Below are 14,740 nucleotides of genomic sequence, written 5' to 3' on the forward strand. Positions count from 1 at the left end.
AGCTTCGGCGGCACCGACACGAACATGTGGACGTGATCGCTCGACAGCACCCCGCGCAATATGTCGACCTCGTTCTCGCGGCAGACCTGACGGCAGATGTCGCGCACCCGCAGGCGCAGCGCCCCGGTCAGCACCTTGTAACGGTACTTGGTCGACCAGACGATGTGGTAGCGGTGATAGTAAACGCAGTGTTTGCCAGTGTCATATTGCATGATCGTACCCTCGGAAAATGAGCCTCCGACCCGGCTGCGGCTCATTTTCCGAGGGTACGATCATAACACGATTCTTTCACGCTGAAGCGGGTCCGACTGGAAGTCGGAGGGTTTGCTCCAGGGCGTGGATACTAAATGATCTCACGAACTAGGAAAACTCATGCAAAATCGGGCTGTCCACAAATTGCAATATCAAGCTGACTTGCTGAGAAACACATGCTATGAACTGCCCTTTCGATGCGTGACTACTTCGAAGCGCGCAAGCAGTCTCCTCCGAGCGCGTGTTGGCAATACGTTAGCGCTTTTATTCCCACATGTAGTCAGGGATGAGACCGAGATTGACCGAAACCTCGCCGAACCCATCTATGTTATCAAGCGCCACTCGTGCAGCGTTTTCGTGGGCGTTCGTTCCGGCAATCCCCCAGACATCCACGCGGTTGCCTTCGACGACGACATTGAGATGGGCGGGGTTCAGCCCTGGCACCTCCGCCAACGCCGCGAGAGCAATCTCGCGCTTTTGGCGGTCGCTGGCAGACGTGTCGAGCGTCACGATTGTTACTGTCGCAAGCGCCTGCAACAGGTTGGCTCGACTGACAATCCCGATCAGTTGGCCATCTGTGACGACAGGAACACGCTTGATCCGTTTTTTTTCAAGCAGTCGAGCGATGTCCGAAACAGGCGTGTTGGCAGCAACGACTTCGACTTTACGGCTCATGATATCTCCGGCATGGCGGCCACGCATAACGATAAAATCTTCTGCTGTGTTGTCTGACCCTGAAAACAGTGAGAGCCACCATGATTTTTGCACTTTGCCTGGCCCTTCGACCCGACGCATCAGGTCACCCTCGCTCACAATACCGACTATGCTTCCGGCACCATCCACGATTGGTATCGCGCTTATGTGGTTGTCCATCATCAGCACGGTGACCTCTTCCACAGTCGTATCAGCAGCGGCGGTGATGACATTTTTCGTCATGACGTCTTGAGCCTGCATTTCTTTCTCCTTCTTCATATCTGCTACGAGTAGTAGACGGATAAGTTTGACCAGGACGAACCTCGGTCGTGTCTAGAATCTCGTGGAAATTCCCCGGCGGCGTTCTCCGGGCATGGGGATTTGAGCCTGATCAGGCCGCGAGGTCAAGGCTGATTGCCGCCCACGGCGCACGCACTCTTTTTCTGGCTTTGTCAGGCTTTTATGTGGCAACATGACCAAGATCCGCGTCCCATTCAGGCAACCATTTCAGTCGCATAGTTGTTCCACAGGAGTTGTCACTTTAACTTGTTCCGTCCGCAAATTGGCGCCCCAGTTGTGCATCAAGCGAGGTTGGCGGCAGCTAGCCATGCATCGAATGCTTCCAGTCGGTGGTATCGGATTGTGAGAGCGGAGCGGCGCATGAGATGGTCTCCGCACGGAGCGCATCGCGTCGCCGTCGCACGGGCTGCAGTCCTTGACGGCAGGCTGACCGTCTCAAAGATGGCCGCTTGATCACCAAGTTTTGCCCACTCCCGACGTTAACAGCCGTAAACCAGCATACCGATGCGATGATCGCCCCCTGGGTGATCAAAGGGGCAATGGATGGCGCGGCCTTCGCCGCTTACGTTGAAAAAGTGCTGGTGCCAGAACTCTCACCCGGAACCGTGGTCATTCTGGACAATCTCGCCACCCACAAAAACGCTGAAGCGGAAATGGCAATACGCAGGGCAGGATGCTGGTTCTTGTTCCTGCCGCCCTACAGTCCAGATCTCAACCCCATCGAAATGGCATTCTCAAAGCTCAAAGCACACCTGCGCCGGATCGGAGCGCGCACATTCACAGACATGTTCAACGCAATCGCTGATATCTGCGACCTATACTCACCGGAGGAATGCTGGAACGACGTCACGGCTGCCGGATATGTCGCAAGTTAAAGGCGGGACGCTTTAGCGTCGAGACACTTCTTAGAAGGAGTGCGGGGCAGAAGTGTTTCAGGGACGTGCAAGTTGGTCAAATGTTCCACCTTGGCGTTACTCAGCGAACAAACCTTGTGATGACGCCAGCAGATCGTAGCCCGGTGTTCCAAAACTTAAACCGCTCTGATGTCCCACTTTGTATGACGACGGTTACTTAACATAAGAATGATATCATGCGCAAGATATGTGCGTATGATTGACGCGCATTTTCTCGAGTGATATCCTCGCTTCAGGAGGCTTGGCCTATGAATTCTCAACCACGAAAACCTACAAACTTGTCTATGGATGTCTCTTTGCTCACAGAAGCCAAGGCGCTGAAGGTGAACTTGTCTCGCGCAGCAGAAGAGGGGGTTCGACATGCAGTTGCAGCCGCCAAAGCAGAGCAATGGAAAGCTGAGAATGCCGCCGCCCTTCGGAGCTCCAACTCCTACGTTGAGAAGCATGGCCTGCCGCTTGATGAGTTCCGCCAGTTCTGATGGCCAAGTATGACGTGTTTCCCAATCCATCAGGAGACGGCTTTCTGTTGGACGTGCAAACCGATCTACTAAGCGATTTGAATACACGTGTTGTTGTACCGCTGCTGCCAACTTCCCGTTCGCCAAAGCCCGCGACGCGGCTAAATCCGACCTTCGTGATAAACGGGGAGCCTGTCGTCATGGTAACGCAGTTCATGGCTGCAGTCCCTGCAGGGATTCTCAAGTCCTCGGTCGGAAAGCTTGATGAGGATTTTGAAATAATCACAATTGCCGTCGACATGCTTATGCAAGGCTTTTGACCCGATAACGACAAGCATCAGACGTCTCTCGTCGAGCAAGATCACCTTTCTCGGTGTTAGGCATTGCTTAGCTCGGCGACAGGATAAAGCGCATGTGGTAGTGATCGCCGCAGATCATACAATACTTGCATTTGTTCTCTTTATGTTCTAGTCATTGACTGACATGGCTGAGGAGTAGAACAATGCAGCAATCTCACCTTGATGGATCAAATGTCGCGCCGAGTAGCAATGACTATCATGTTCTGCCAGCTACCAAGAAACAGATACTATTCGCTCAGCAGATAGCAAAGCGCTTGAAAATCGACCTTCCAACTGACGCATTAGTGGATCGCCATCGCATCTCACGCTGGATCGACGCGCATAAGCCTACGGCTCCAACAATGCGGTTCTCGAATTACCCCTCGTCCAAGCAAGTAGGCTTTGCCGAAAGGATTGCGCGCATCAAACGGCGCGATATCCCGCAGGAGTGCTTTCGGGACCGTGGAATGATGTCCAAGTGGATCGATAGAAATCTGTAGGGGCATTTCGTTAAGATATTGTGATTAAGGAATTTATTCGTAAACGCATAATCCATCTTATTAACATAACCTTCATTATGCGTGCTATATACTTTGCGTTGCGTTAGTATAATATTGAATGCATACTGGGAGTCCCCTTCCAAGGACCAAGAGTATGCTTCGACCGTTCAAGAACCTTGTGGGCACGTTGTTGGTGGCTCTGTCTCTGACGAGCAATTCGCTGCCTTCAAAATTACAGGCACAGACCTATCCAATCGACTGCGCAATCCTCCTCTGTCTGTCCGGTGGTTGGCCAGCGTCTGTCCCTTGTTCTCGTGCGCGCGCTGAGTTCATCCGGCGGATCACGCCCTGGCCGGTGGAACCGCCGCTTCAGATATGGCGCTGTCCTATGGGCGCGTCCTACGAGAACGAACGTCAGTCGAGCGGAACAGACGAGATCTTCAAAGCGTTATTCCAAACCGAAGATTTTCGACCACGCCAGCCCGCTCCCGTGAACCAACGCCCACCGGACGCAATGACAGAGGCCGTCGTTTGGCGCTTCGGCGAAGCCCTCGCTGATCCTGTCCCCGTGGATTTTGCACTGCGCCTCGTCCAAGATCGCGCGGACATCGACATCAGTGGCCCGGAGTTCACTTTTGTGCGGTCTATTCGGGTATTTGACGTTCGTTTCGCGTCACAAAGAGAAGCCGGAGAAAACGATCAGTGCAGACGCTATGCACTGGTCTACCTCGGCACATATGGCACGCAGGGCGAGTTTTCATGGGCGGTCTCTACACCAACGGCTCTGCCTGATGCTCATGTCGGGCTCGAAGGGTGGGGGTCGAATTGCCCAAGCATCAATAATCGGTCGGTATTCGTGGACTGGCGAGACTACCAAGGCAATTATGGGTTCGAACAGGTGAATTACTGACCTACTGCCGTCAGCCGCAATGCGGCTGTGCCCACATGCGGGGCGAATCAACACCAACTGCGTCAGACAGTGAGCTCCAGATTTGCGCCACAATACCGATTGGATGCCTGCGGCCAACCTGCCCGCAGGTACTCCCCTATCGCTCGCACGGGAAAGTGGCAAAGCGACTGGCGCCCGCTGCTTTTAGCCCAAGCTCTTAGCCTAAATTCGGGCCAAACCATCGAAGTCGATTTCTCGCTTCTGCGCATCACTCAGGTCGGGCTGACATTTCGACACCCGCTGCGGGCCGTCGACGTCCCACCGCACCGCCAGAGCACCTGTATTCCAGCAATACACCCACCCGACAACACTACACTCATCTGTCCCGATCAGATTGGCGATCGCGACGCCTTCGATCTCATCTTCGTTCACTGTTTACTGACTTCCTACAATTCGACGTTGTGGATAGCAGCCTGGATCTGAAATCACTTGCTGCATCCGCATGCCGAGCCTCGTTAATATCGGTTACTGTTCTTCCTCGCGGTAACGAATTCACACTGGGAGAAGTCAGCTCCCGTGTTCTCGATTGATGAAATTTCTCAAATCCGGTGGTCGGGCTCCGTGGCGGCTTCCACGATCGCCAGGACCTCGAAGGGGTCAAAACCGATGGCGCGTGCCAGAACGACAAGTTCGACAACGTCGACTCGGCGCTGGCCACTTTCGAGGCGCGCAATGAGGGATTGATGGCACTTGAGCCTGTCCGCCAAGTCTTTCTGACCGAGGCCTGCCTTGATGCGGGCGTCGACCAACGCCCGGCAGAGTGCCACCTGTCCCTTGCTTCTGATTGTTTTTGCCACGCGTCACATACCTTTTGTGACGTCGCTAGCGAATGAAATCTGTTATCTAAAAAGTAGATATTTGAGGGTGTTATCGGCGTCTGGTTTCCATGGGCTGCAAGTCTGATGCTCCCGAGGTTGCCCATCAATCCCCTACCAATTGCAAAAATCGGCCATAGTCCTCGCTGACTTCCCGCGCTTCCTCGAAAGCGCGGGCCCGTTCGCTGTCGAGGCAATGGAAGTAGCTCTGGATATCCTGGATGTAATTTTCGAAGTCGCCGCGGATGATATCCGCATAGTCCCGCGCGGCCTGCGAATCACTTGGCAGGAAGGGGCTGGATGGCGCGAAGCAGGATTCCGCCAAAACCGGCCCGGGAACGCAGATCAGAAGGGCCAAAGCTTGCAATGGGAGCAGGCATGTCAACCTTGGGTTTCTCAAACCTGTTATCTCCTTGATCGCGGACACTAGCCGTGACTAATGTTTGCGTAACCAAACTACAGCTATACCGCGATATTACATCTTGCGGTTGATATTATACTATCGTAACTCTGGGCTTCAAGTAGGAATACCCGGGGTTGCGCCATTGGAGAAAGCGTGAGCCGGGCCATGAACTGGGACATCGAAGCACCAAATGTGGTTACGGAAGCCAGGTTCCGCGAGCTCGTGGAAAGCGGCTATAGCGCAGAAATCCTGTGCCAGGAGTCGGCACACAAGAAAGGCCCGAGCTATTACGGGGTCTGGATCATGCGCGTTGTCTCTGATGACGGGGTGGAAAAGCTCCTCGTCACCGCCCGTACGCGGACGACTTACAACGATATCAAGATCCGCGAGTTCAAGACGATCTCCGGTGTGGTGTCTTTCTTCATTGGCCTTGGCTTTGCACATGTCGACCTGCCGCTTGAGGCGGGTACAAGCCGCACGCACACACTCGCCCCGCCAGACAAAGCCCCATCAGACAAGGGCCCAACAGACAAGGGTACTGACAACTAGCCTCGTCTGCCTCTGGCTGTTCGCCGCGCCAGCCTCCGCGCAAATGGTCCTGGTCATGGAGAGCGACGGCTCCCTGATCCCGTCGCGGTCTCAGAGCGGTTTTGCCCGGAACTACAATGACGGCGTTGGTCAGGGATCGGCGTCCGATGGTTTGGCCATTCTTGGTGAGCCTGAAGCAACGCCCAAACCTGACGCGCTGAGGTTTGCAGCACTCGCCCAGCCAGCACCCCTGCCCCGCGCAGACGTTCTCTCGGGCATCGAGGCAACGGCCCTGCGTTATGCCGGCCATTCCGGTTTGCGCCGCGCGGGACTGTCTGTCACGGATTGGCTGGCTCTCTACCGGGCCAATATCGAGGTGGAAAGCGCCTACCGGCAGGATGCGGTCTCCCGCGCGGGCGCTATTGGCCTTGGCCAGCTGATGCCCGCCACTGCCCGTGATCTCGGCGTCGATCCGCGTGACCCCCAACAGAACCTCGACGGCTCTGCCCGTTACCTCGCGATGATGCTGGAGCGCTTCGGCGATCCGCGCCTGGCTCTGGCTGCCTACAACGCGGGGCCGGACGCCGTGCGCCAACACGGTGGCATTCCCCCTTACCGAGAAACCCAGAACCACGTGGCCCGCGTCATGGCTGTCGTGGCCCGATTGGAAGGATCAAATTCATGAAACACATATCACACCTTTTCATCGCAAGCCTGGCCCTCTTTTTAGTCATTGCCGAACCGGCCCTTGCGCAAAGCATCGATCTCTCCCCGATCCAGAGCCTGCTGCAGGGCATCGTCGATGCGCTGACCGGCCCGCTCGGCGTGGTTATCGCCACGCTCGCCGTGCTCGGCGTCTTCCTCAGCTGGTTCTTCAACATCATCGACCTGCGCCAGGCACTCTGGGTCCTTGTGGGCATCGCCGGTGTTGCCGCCGCCCCCACCATCGTTGCCGCCGTTTTCAGCGCCCCTTGAGAGACAGGTTCCTTGGCCGATCGATCTCCACTCTTCCTGGGTCTCGTGCGCCCGCCGAAGCTCCTGGGCCTGCCCATCATGTATGCGATGGTCTGGCTCTTCGGCTCGGTGCTCCTGTTCGTCTGGGTCCAGCATATCGCGGTGCTGGGTGTCGCCGCCCTACTCTATCCGGTGCTGTGGAAGGCCGCGGATTGGGACCCGCGTTTCATCGACGTGATGATGACGGCGCTGCAGGAGACGCCACCCACGCGAAACCGCAACATCCATGGCGGGGACAGCTATGCCCCGTGATGACGCCCGTGATGCTACGCTCGATGCCCGCACAATGACGCCAGACTGGTATGCGCGCGAGGCCCGCCTCGCGCATATGCTGCCCTATGTGAGCCTCGTTGACGACCAGACCGTGCGGACACGGGTGAACGAACTCTTCCGCTGCATCCGGCTCGAGGGGATCAACAGCTACACGACCGACGATGCCTATCTCGACAAGGTGACGGCGCTCTTTGCCCGCATCGTCGCGCAGCTCGGGCCGGAATTCAGCTATTACGTCCACAAGGTCTCCAAGGCCATCAAACCTGATCTCGACCCCATTCGTGAGGACAGCTTCGCAGGCGAGGTTGACCGGCGCTGGCGCGCGAAACTCGAGACCAGCGGGCTGTGCGACAAAACATTGACGCTCACCGTCATTCACCGCCCGCCCCCGAGAAGCCTCCTGCCGCATCTCGGCCGCAACGCGCCGGACCGGCTGAAGGAAGAGACCCGCAAACGCCAGCAGCGCCTCGGTGACGCCGTGAACGTCTTCCTCTCGGGCCTCACCGAGCTCAAGCCGCGCCTGTTGTCAGCCGCATCAGGCGAGCTGGTGGGGTTTCTGGGCGCGCTCAATACAGGAACCGAGCTGCCACTCTACCCGGCAAACACCTACGGCTTTTTGTCCTTCAACGTCGCCAATACCCGCGTGACGTTTCAGGGCGATCATTTCGAGCTCTCGGAAGGCGTCGTGGGGCATCGCTACGGCAAGAGTTTCACCATCGGGGAATACTCCGAAGGCACCTCCTGTACCATGTTCGACATGCTAAACCTGCCGGTCGACATGATCGTCACCCACTCCTTCACGCCGATCAACTCAAACGTGATGGCGGGCCGCATCAAACGGCAAAAGCGGCAGATGCAGGCGAGCCAGGACGCGGCCCTCTCGCTCATGGAAGCCCTCGATATCGCCGCCGATGATCTCGAGGCCAAGCGCCAAAGCTTCGGCGAACACCATATGGTCGTGACGCTCTTCTGCGACACGCTCGAAGAACTGCAAACCCTCAGCGCCGAGATCGTGAACGCCGCCGCGACCGAGGGCGTGAAGATGATCGGCGAGCGGGTCGCGGCCAAGGCGCATTACCTCAGCCAGCATCCCGGCAACCAGCCAAAGCGCGTCCGTGCCAGCGCTGTGACCAATCGCAACTTCGCAGATTTCGCGGCCTTCCACCGGACGCAGCTTGGCAAACCCGGTGCGAAAACCCCCTGGGGCCGGGTCATCACCTATCTGCCCACGCCCGAGCAGAGCGCCTACCGGTTTTCCTATCACGAACAAGGCTCGCCCGACAAAGAACCGACAAGCGGCCATACCCTGATCATGGGGCGGCCCGGGTCAGGCAAATCGGTGCTTTCGGCGTTTCTCATGACGCAAGCCCGTCGCGCAGGGGCGCGGATCTTCGTCTTCGACTACCGTCTCGGTATGGAGATGGCGGTCCGCGCCAATGGCGGGCGCTACGCCTCCCTGAACGCAGGCCAGCCCACGGGCCTCAACCCGCTCTGGACAGAGACCGATGCCCGCGGCACCGCCTGGCTCTCGGACTGGCTTGCCACCCTGCTTTACCGCGCCGACAAACCGCTGACGCCGGCGCAAACAAACCGCATCCAGGAGGTCGTGCGCCAGAACGCGCAGGCCACAAACCCGGCCCTGCGGAACTGGCGCGACTTCGCATCGCTCTTCGTCTCAACCGATGACGGCGGCGATCTGCACCAGCGCCTGCTCGAATGGACGGAAGACGGCCGCTATGGCTGGATCTTCGGGCAGAGCCTTGAGGACACGTTCTCGCTCAAAGGCGATGTGGTGGGTTTCGATCTGACCGGCATTCTCGACAGCGAGGCCGACAAGGAACGGATGGCGGTCCTCTCCTATCTCTTCCGCCGGGTCGAGCGCAAGATTGAGGACCGCCGCCCCACCATCATCGTGATCGACGAGGCCTGGAAAGCGCTCGACAACGCGTATTTCGCCGAGCGGCTGTCGAACTGGCTGGTGACCGCGCGCAAGCAAAACACCGTCGCCGTCATGATGACGCAATACGCAAGCCAACTCGAGCGTACCCGGACCGGCAAGACCATCGTCGAGGCCGTGCCGACGCAGATCCTGCTGCCCAATATCCGCGCGCAGCCTGCGGATTACGCCATGCTGAACCTCACGGAGAAGGAACTCGACGTCCTTCTCAACACGGGCAGCAACAGCCGTTTGGCGCTGATCCGCGACGATCAGGGCTCGATCGTGGTCGATGCCGATCTCAGTGCTCTCGGGCCCAATCTCACCATCCTCGGCGGCATGGAGAAAGGCGAGGCGCTCGTCGGCGCCGATTACCGCGACTGCCCCGAATTCTGGAGACTTTCATGATCCGTATCCTGTTTCTTCTCACCGCGCTCGGCGCTTTAGCCTCCTGCGCCCAGTACCAAGAACCGCAGGCCAATTGCTTCACCTTCCTAGCCTCGACAGCCCCCGTCGCGCCTGATTGCACCTTCACGCCTCTAGGTGCGCCGGAGGGCGACATTGAAGTCTAGCCTGCCTCATATCCTGGCGCTTTGCCTGATGCCCGGTCTTGGCGTCGCCCAAGGCGTGCCGACCAATGACAGTGGGCTGACCGCACGCGATATCGTCGAGACAGGCGACCGCGAAGCAGACTTGGCTGTTCAGGCCGACAAGCTTGCCGTGCGCGAACTCATCGCCGAGATCGAACGCGCGCAGTTGGAAACTCTACGACGCATCCTCGACGCGCAGACAAGCTTCGGCGGTCAGGGCTTGCCGGCTATGGTCTCGGGGCTGGAAAGCGGCAGCGGCGATCCAGATCGCTCCGTCGAGGCGGTCTATGGCTCGGGCGAGATCGACCCTAATCCGGGCGGCGCGCAGATGTTCGGCGACGCGTCTGAGACCATCGAGCAGCTCATCATCCGCGTGGCTCAGGAGACCAGCGGCTTTGCGGGTGTTGGCCGCGCAGGCCTCTCCCCCGTCCAATGGCGCGCGCTGCTGCAAGCGCTGATCTGGCAGGAAAGCCGGTTTACGATCGGGGCACGGTCTCCCGTCGGCGCCTATGGTCTCACCCAGATCATGCCCGGCACGGCCAGCGATCTGGGCATCAACCCGGAATACTACGACAGCCCCTATCTGCAGGTGCATGGCGGCGCGCGCTATCTCGCGACCCAACTCAACACATTCGATGGCAACATCATCAACGCCCTCGCGGCCTATAACGCCGGACCCGGCCGGGTCTTCGAGTATGGCGGCGTCCCACCCTTCCGCGAGACCCAGCACTACGTGTCGGTCATCCCTGAACGCTACAATCTCTATCTGAGCCGTATCGGCGGGATCGAGGCGCTTGGCACGATCGATCCGGCACTTCTCGCCAATGCCAACCTCTCGCTCACGGGTCATGGGGCGGCCCTTTATGGCAGCAACTCACCAGCCGCGATCCGCCAAGCCGCCCTGCGCATCCGCGATATCGTCGAACGGATTTCCGAAACCGAGGACGTGCAGGAGAGCGTCGCGCTGAACACCTATGCCCGCGCCGAACTCGTACGCCTCGTCGCCGCCCGCATCCGGCTTCAGGCGGCGCGGACCCGTGTCCTGAGCGCAGAAGAATTGGCGCAGGCCAGCGCCCGCATGGCCGAGGGCGCCTTCATGGAATTCACAATCAGGGAGATTGAATGATGGGACATTTGCTCATGAAGACAGCTTTGGCCACGACATTCGCGATTGGCCTGCATCTTGGCACCTTCACTCCTGCCGCAGGACAAGGCGTGCCCGTCGTCGATACCCAGAACATCGCGCAAAACATCCAGCAGCTGCGACAGATGATCGAAGACGAGATTCTGCAGAACGAGCAGCTGACGCAGCTCCGCGAACAGCTTGCCACGCTCACGGACCAACTCGCGGAGCTGCAAAGAACCTACGAGGCCCTCACCCGCCTCGCCGAGCTTCCAGAAATCATCCGCACCGAGATGGAGGACGAGCTGAACGGACTGCTCGATCAGGAGTTCGGGGACATTCTCGCCACGATTGAGGCGATCAAGACGGGGGATTTCTCCGGCCTGTCTGGCTCTGGCGCGAGCGAGATCGAAACCCAAATGGACCGGGTGCTGGCTGACCTCGGCTTTGACGAGGACACGCTCTCGGAAATGGCCACCAGCGGCAATCCCGGGGCCAACCGTGTGGCCACGCAGGCCACCACCGGCGCGCTCGTCTCGGCGGCGGCCCAGAACAGCTATGAGGATGCCGGCCAGTCGCTCGAGCGCGTAGACCGCCTTGTCGGGCTCATCGACGACATGGAAGAGCTCAAGCAAAGCGTCGATCTCAACACGCGCGTGACCGCGGAGCTCGCCATTGCGCTGGTCGCCATGTGGCAGCTCGAAGCGGTGCAGACCGTGGGCGACGGCACGGGCGGCGTGATCGATGCCGCCACCATCGCCGAAGAGCAGCGCTTCATGGATTTTACCCTGCCCGAGTTGCGTGCGGATTGAGCCGAGGTGTGACGCGTGGCGAGTGAACAGGAAATCATCGAAGAAGAACTGGTCTATGGTGCTCTGCGCCGCGAACGGCTCTGGCAACGCCTTGGCCTGACAGGCCTTGTCTTCGGCATCATCGGTTGTCTGAGCGCGGCGGCGGTCGCGATCCTCGATGTCGACCCCCCGCCCGTCGTTGTTCCCTATGATCCCGCTACCGGCTTTGCGCTCCCCGAAGCCTCGGTGGGCGCGACCTCGGTGACCGCCAACCAGGCGATCATCGAGGCGGAGGTCTTCCGCTATGTGACCCACCGGGAGGTCTACAACCAGCTCGATAATGATCTGCGCATCCGCAGCGTTCTGCGCCGCTCGGACGGGGCCGCCGAGAGCGGGCTGCGCCAGATCTGGAACAGCGCAAATGAAAATTACCCCCCTACCGTCTATGGCCCCAATGCCCGGCTCGACGTGGAAATCCTCAGCATCAACCGGATCGGTACCAACCGCGCCACGGTGCGCCTGCGCAAGCGTCTGACCTCCATCAACGGCACCCAGACCGGGCTCTTCACCGCCACGCTTCTCTTCGAGTTCCGTCCCGAGACCCGCCGCTCCATCGACGAGGTCTGGACCAACCCCTTCGGCTTCACCGTGCTCGAATATTCCATCCGCTCCGACAGATTGGAGAATTAATGCGTTTCTGGAAATCAAATCAAAATACCTTGTCGCAAATGTCCCGAGAGCGCTTGAGCCGCGGGGGTATTGGCGACGCACCTCGTTCCGGAAACGCATGGTTGATCAATAAGGTCTTTGTTGCTGCCCTATTTGTTTTGCTGCCCGGCCTTGCCTTTGCCGAAGCGATCCCGCGCGGTGGCCCAAATGACAGTCGTGTGCGGCTGGCAACATATCAAGATGGTCAGGTCTACCGCCTCAGCGTCTCGCTCACCCATGTCACCACCATCGAGTTTGGAGAGGGGGAAAGCATCCGGTCGATCATCGCGGGCGACACGGAAGGGTTTGAGATCGATGGCGTGCCCGGTGGTCAGGCATTTGCAATCAAGCCCGTCGCGCGCGGTGTCCATACCAATGTGACCGTCTACACGAACAGGCGCAGCTACTATTTCAACGTCGAGGAGGTCCGCAGCCCGACCTTCTACGTGGTGCAGTTCCGCTATCCGGACGACGCTGCGCGCCCAACACGGGCCATCGCCGCCCAAGCGCCGAACTACAATTACGGCGCCAGCGCGCGGACCGAGTTCACGCCAACGCGCATCTGGGATGACGGGACGTTCACGTATTTCGCCTTCCCGCCGAACGCGCCTGTGCCCGCGATCTTCCGCTACGCGGGCGGCCGCGAGCGCACGGTCAACACGCAAACTCCTGAAGACGGCGTGATCCGCGTCAGCGGCGTGAACCGCCAATGGGTCCTGCGACTTGGCGAAGAGGTGGTCTGCATAGAGGCGATCCCGCCCGCGGAGGCCACCTCATGAGCGATACCGAGAACACCGAACTGGAAAGGCGCCTCGCCGCCCTGGAGAAAGGCAGTGCCCGCGCGCCCATAGCGGCGCAGCGCCGGTCGCCCCTTCTCGCGCTGGTCGTGGTCCTCGTCATCGGCGCGGGTGGTGCCCTGCTTTATCTCCTCTCACAGCCCGAAGAAGAGGAAGCCTTGCCGACGGCCACTCCGGACGTCTTCCAAAACGAAGGGGATGGCTTTGGCGCTATCGAGACCTTGCCCCCGCCCGAGCCCGAGGTTGTGTTCGTCGGACCAGACCCCGTCGAGCCCAACGCGGAGCTTCTGGCTCAGATCACCGCCCTGCAGGCTCAGATCGAGGAATTGCGCAACGCCCCCGAACCGGTCGTCGAGGACAACACCGCCGCCGCAGAGGCCATCGACGCGCTGACCGCTCAGATCGCGGCGCTGCAAGCCGCCTCGGAAGCCGCACAGCAACGATTTCAGGACGAACTGACGGCGCGGGATCGCAGCCTTGAGCAATTGCGCATGGATCTGGAACTAGCCCAACTCGAGGCCAGCCGACCCCAACCCGCCCCAGCGGGCCCCACAGAAGATGAGCTGCGCGCACGCGAGCAAGAGCGATTGCGCCGCGAGGAAGAAGCCCGGCGCATGGCCGAGCTGGAGCGCCGCGCCGCGGAGGAACGCGCCTTCCAGGAGCGGCGCATCGCCTCGGCCACCATCGCTTTTGGCGGTGCCTCCGGAGCGAATGAAACGGCTCTGACCGAACGCACTTTTGGCGAGGTGACGGATTTCGTGCTGAACGGTGCGTTGCCCGCCACCGTGACGCAGGCCGAGGTGATCGCCAATCCCTCCAACACCATCATTCAGGGCACCATGATCCAAGCCGTCATGGAAACTGCCCTCGACAGCTCCCTGCCCGGCCAGACCCGTGCCGTGGTGTCCGAGGATGTCTACAGCGTCGATGGCGCGCGCCTTTTGATCCCTCGCGGCTCCCGTCTCATTGGGCGCTACCGCTCTGGCGTCGATATCGCGCAGCGCCGGGTCACGATCGCGTGGGACCGGATCATCCTGCCCGACAATCAAACCATCCGGATTAGTTCCTTCGGGGGCGATGAACTTGGCCGCTCCGGTGTCACCGGTTTCGTGGACACGCGCTTCGCCGAGCGTTTCGGGTCGGCCGCCCTGATTTCACTGATTTCCGCAGCCCCGAATGCTGCTGCGTCCAATGTAGACGATGAAGGGTCTGCAGAGGTTCTAGAAGACGTTGGCGATGATCTGGCAAATGCGACGGACAGCGTCATAGGCGATTACCTCTCCATCGGCCCCGTCATCTATGTTGACCAGGGCGCACGCGTCACCGTCATGGTCGACCGCGATCTGGAGATATTCTGA

The 14,740-nt window shown here is 59.5% G+C and carries 20 protein-coding genes and 2 pseudogenes; 16 read left to right on the plus strand and 6 right to left on the minus strand.

From position 1 onward, the window contains the following. From tnpA to BMZ91_RS22070, 3 genes and pseudogenes are all read right to left on the minus strand, one after another. A partial coding sequence (gene tnpA, locus BMZ91_RS11405) for an IS200/IS605 family transposase (RefSeq protein ID WP_143076331.1) occupies positions 1 to 212 on the minus strand: 212 nt, incomplete at its 3' end. A gap of 304 nt (positions 213 to 516) precedes the next feature. Further along, on the minus strand, positions 517 to 1,206 hold the full coding sequence (locus BMZ91_RS11410) for a CBS domain-containing protein (RefSeq protein WP_177193853.1): 690 nt from the start codon (positions 1,204 to 1,206) through the stop codon (positions 517 to 519). A gap of 320 nt (positions 1,207 to 1,526) precedes the next feature. Then, positions 1,527 to 1,604: pseudogene (locus BMZ91_RS22070) on the minus strand (IS6 family transposase); the annotation flags it as partial. Positions 1,605 to 1,754: 150 nt separating this feature from the next. On the opposite strand from BMZ91_RS22070, the pseudogene BMZ91_RS22075 reads away from it, so the two are divergent. The 5 genes and pseudogenes from BMZ91_RS22075 to BMZ91_RS11435 form a co-directional block, all read left to right on the plus strand. Continuing rightward, positions 1,755 to 2,004, plus strand: a pseudogene (locus BMZ91_RS22075) (transposase); the annotation flags it as partial. A gap of 403 nt (positions 2,005 to 2,407) precedes the next feature. After that, positions 2,408 to 2,638, plus strand: a complete 231-nt coding sequence (locus BMZ91_RS11420) for a type II toxin-antitoxin system CcdA family antitoxin (RefSeq protein WP_092838745.1) — start codon at positions 2,408 to 2,410, stop codon at positions 2,636 to 2,638. Beyond that, on the plus strand, positions 2,638 to 2,937 hold the full coding sequence (locus BMZ91_RS11425) for a CcdB family protein (RefSeq protein WP_092838748.1): 300 nt from the start codon (positions 2,638 to 2,640) through the stop codon (positions 2,935 to 2,937). The genes BMZ91_RS11420 and BMZ91_RS11425 overlap by 1 nt, the downstream gene beginning before the upstream one ends. A 182-nt stretch (positions 2,938 to 3,119) precedes the next feature. Next, positions 3,120 to 3,455: a hypothetical protein gene (locus BMZ91_RS11430; protein ID WP_092838751.1), complete on the plus strand. Its 336-nt coding sequence runs from the start codon at positions 3,120 to 3,122 to the stop codon at positions 3,453 to 3,455. 154 nt (positions 3,456 to 3,609) lie between these two features. After that, positions 3,610 to 4,365 (plus strand): hypothetical protein, encoded by a 756-nt coding sequence (locus BMZ91_RS11435; RefSeq protein WP_245736331.1) that lies wholly within the window; start codon positions 3,610 to 3,612, stop codon positions 4,363 to 4,365. Between the two features lie 201 nt (positions 4,366 to 4,566). Here BMZ91_RS11435 and BMZ91_RS11440 read toward each other — a convergent pair whose 3' ends face one another. The 3 genes from BMZ91_RS11440 to BMZ91_RS11450 all read right to left on the minus strand — a co-directional run bounded on the left by BMZ91_RS11440 (position 4,567) and on the right by BMZ91_RS11450 (position 5,577). Continuing rightward, entirely contained in the window at positions 4,567 to 4,776 is a 210-nt protein-coding gene (locus BMZ91_RS11440) for a hypothetical protein (protein ID WP_092838754.1), read from the minus strand. A gap of 167 nt (positions 4,777 to 4,943) precedes the next feature. Further along, complete coding sequence (locus tag BMZ91_RS11445) at positions 4,944 to 5,201, minus strand: helix-turn-helix domain-containing protein (protein WP_092838757.1); 258 nt, start codon at positions 5,199 to 5,201, stop codon at positions 4,944 to 4,946. Between the two features lie 124 nt (positions 5,202 to 5,325). Continuing rightward, the gene (locus BMZ91_RS11450; protein WP_092838761.1) at positions 5,326 to 5,577 is read right to left on the minus strand and encodes a hypothetical protein; all 252 of its coding nucleotides are present in this window, start codon (positions 5,575 to 5,577) and stop codon (positions 5,326 to 5,328) included. A 210-nt stretch (positions 5,578 to 5,787) separates the two neighbouring features. Between BMZ91_RS11450 and BMZ91_RS11455 the strand changes: the two genes are divergently transcribed. The 11 genes from BMZ91_RS11455 to BMZ91_RS11500 all read left to right on the plus strand — a co-directional run bounded on the left by BMZ91_RS11455 (position 5,788) and on the right by BMZ91_RS11500 (position 14,740). Beyond that, positions 5,788 to 6,171: a hypothetical protein gene (locus tag BMZ91_RS11455; RefSeq protein ID WP_092838765.1), complete on the plus strand. Its 384-nt coding sequence runs from the start codon at positions 5,788 to 5,790 to the stop codon at positions 6,169 to 6,171. A gap of 43 nt (positions 6,172 to 6,214) precedes the next feature. Beyond that, a complete protein-coding gene (locus BMZ91_RS11460) occupies positions 6,215 to 6,835 on the plus strand; it encodes a lytic transglycosylase domain-containing protein (RefSeq protein WP_092838768.1) in 621 nt (206 codons plus the stop codon). Continuing rightward, a complete protein-coding gene (locus BMZ91_RS11465; RefSeq protein ID WP_092838770.1) occupies positions 6,832 to 7,125 on the plus strand; it encodes a TrbC/VirB2 family protein in 294 nt (97 codons plus the stop codon). Before BMZ91_RS11460 ends, BMZ91_RS11465 begins: the two co-directional genes overlap by 4 nt. A 12-nt stretch (positions 7,126 to 7,137) precedes the next feature. Further along, on the plus strand, positions 7,138 to 7,416 hold the full coding sequence (locus tag BMZ91_RS11470) for a VirB3 family type IV secretion system protein (RefSeq protein WP_092838773.1): 279 nt from the start codon (positions 7,138 to 7,140) through the stop codon (positions 7,414 to 7,416). Continuing rightward, a complete protein-coding gene (locus BMZ91_RS11475; RefSeq protein ID WP_092838776.1) occupies positions 7,406 to 9,781 on the plus strand; it encodes a VirB4 family type IV secretion/conjugal transfer ATPase in 2,376 nt (791 codons plus the stop codon). The genes BMZ91_RS11470 and BMZ91_RS11475 overlap by 11 nt, the downstream gene beginning before the upstream one ends. Further along, positions 9,778 to 9,945, plus strand: a complete 168-nt coding sequence (locus BMZ91_RS21455; RefSeq protein WP_177193854.1) for a hypothetical protein — start codon at positions 9,778 to 9,780, stop codon at positions 9,943 to 9,945. Before BMZ91_RS11475 ends, BMZ91_RS21455 begins: the two co-directional genes overlap by 4 nt. Before the next feature lie 28 nt (positions 9,946 to 9,973). Next, on the plus strand, positions 9,974 to 11,089 hold the full coding sequence (locus tag BMZ91_RS11480) for a lytic transglycosylase domain-containing protein (protein WP_425441568.1): 1,116 nt from the start codon (positions 9,974 to 9,976) through the stop codon (positions 11,087 to 11,089). Further along, complete coding sequence (locus tag BMZ91_RS11485) at positions 11,089 to 11,898, plus strand: type IV secretion system protein (protein ID WP_092838779.1); 810 nt, start codon at positions 11,089 to 11,091, stop codon at positions 11,896 to 11,898. Before BMZ91_RS11480 ends, BMZ91_RS11485 begins: the two co-directional genes overlap by 1 nt. Positions 11,899 to 11,913: 15 nt before the next feature. After that, positions 11,914 to 12,567, plus strand: a complete 654-nt coding sequence (locus BMZ91_RS11490; protein ID WP_092838782.1) for a VirB8 family type IV secretion system protein — start codon at positions 11,914 to 11,916, stop codon at positions 12,565 to 12,567. A gap of 101 nt (positions 12,568 to 12,668) precedes the next feature. Continuing rightward, complete coding sequence (locus BMZ91_RS11495; protein WP_092839058.1) at positions 12,669 to 13,364, plus strand: TrbG/VirB9 family P-type conjugative transfer protein; 696 nt, start codon at positions 12,669 to 12,671, stop codon at positions 13,362 to 13,364. Further along, a complete protein-coding gene (locus tag BMZ91_RS11500; RefSeq protein WP_092838785.1) occupies positions 13,361 to 14,740 on the plus strand; it encodes a TraB/TrbI/VirB10 family type IV secretion system protein in 1,380 nt (459 codons plus the stop codon). The genes BMZ91_RS11495 and BMZ91_RS11500 overlap by 4 nt, the downstream gene beginning before the upstream one ends.

The organism is Roseovarius lutimaris (genome assembly GCF_900115165.1).
GTDB lineage: Bacteria > Pseudomonadota > Alphaproteobacteria > Rhodobacterales > Rhodobacteraceae > Roseovarius > Roseovarius lutimaris.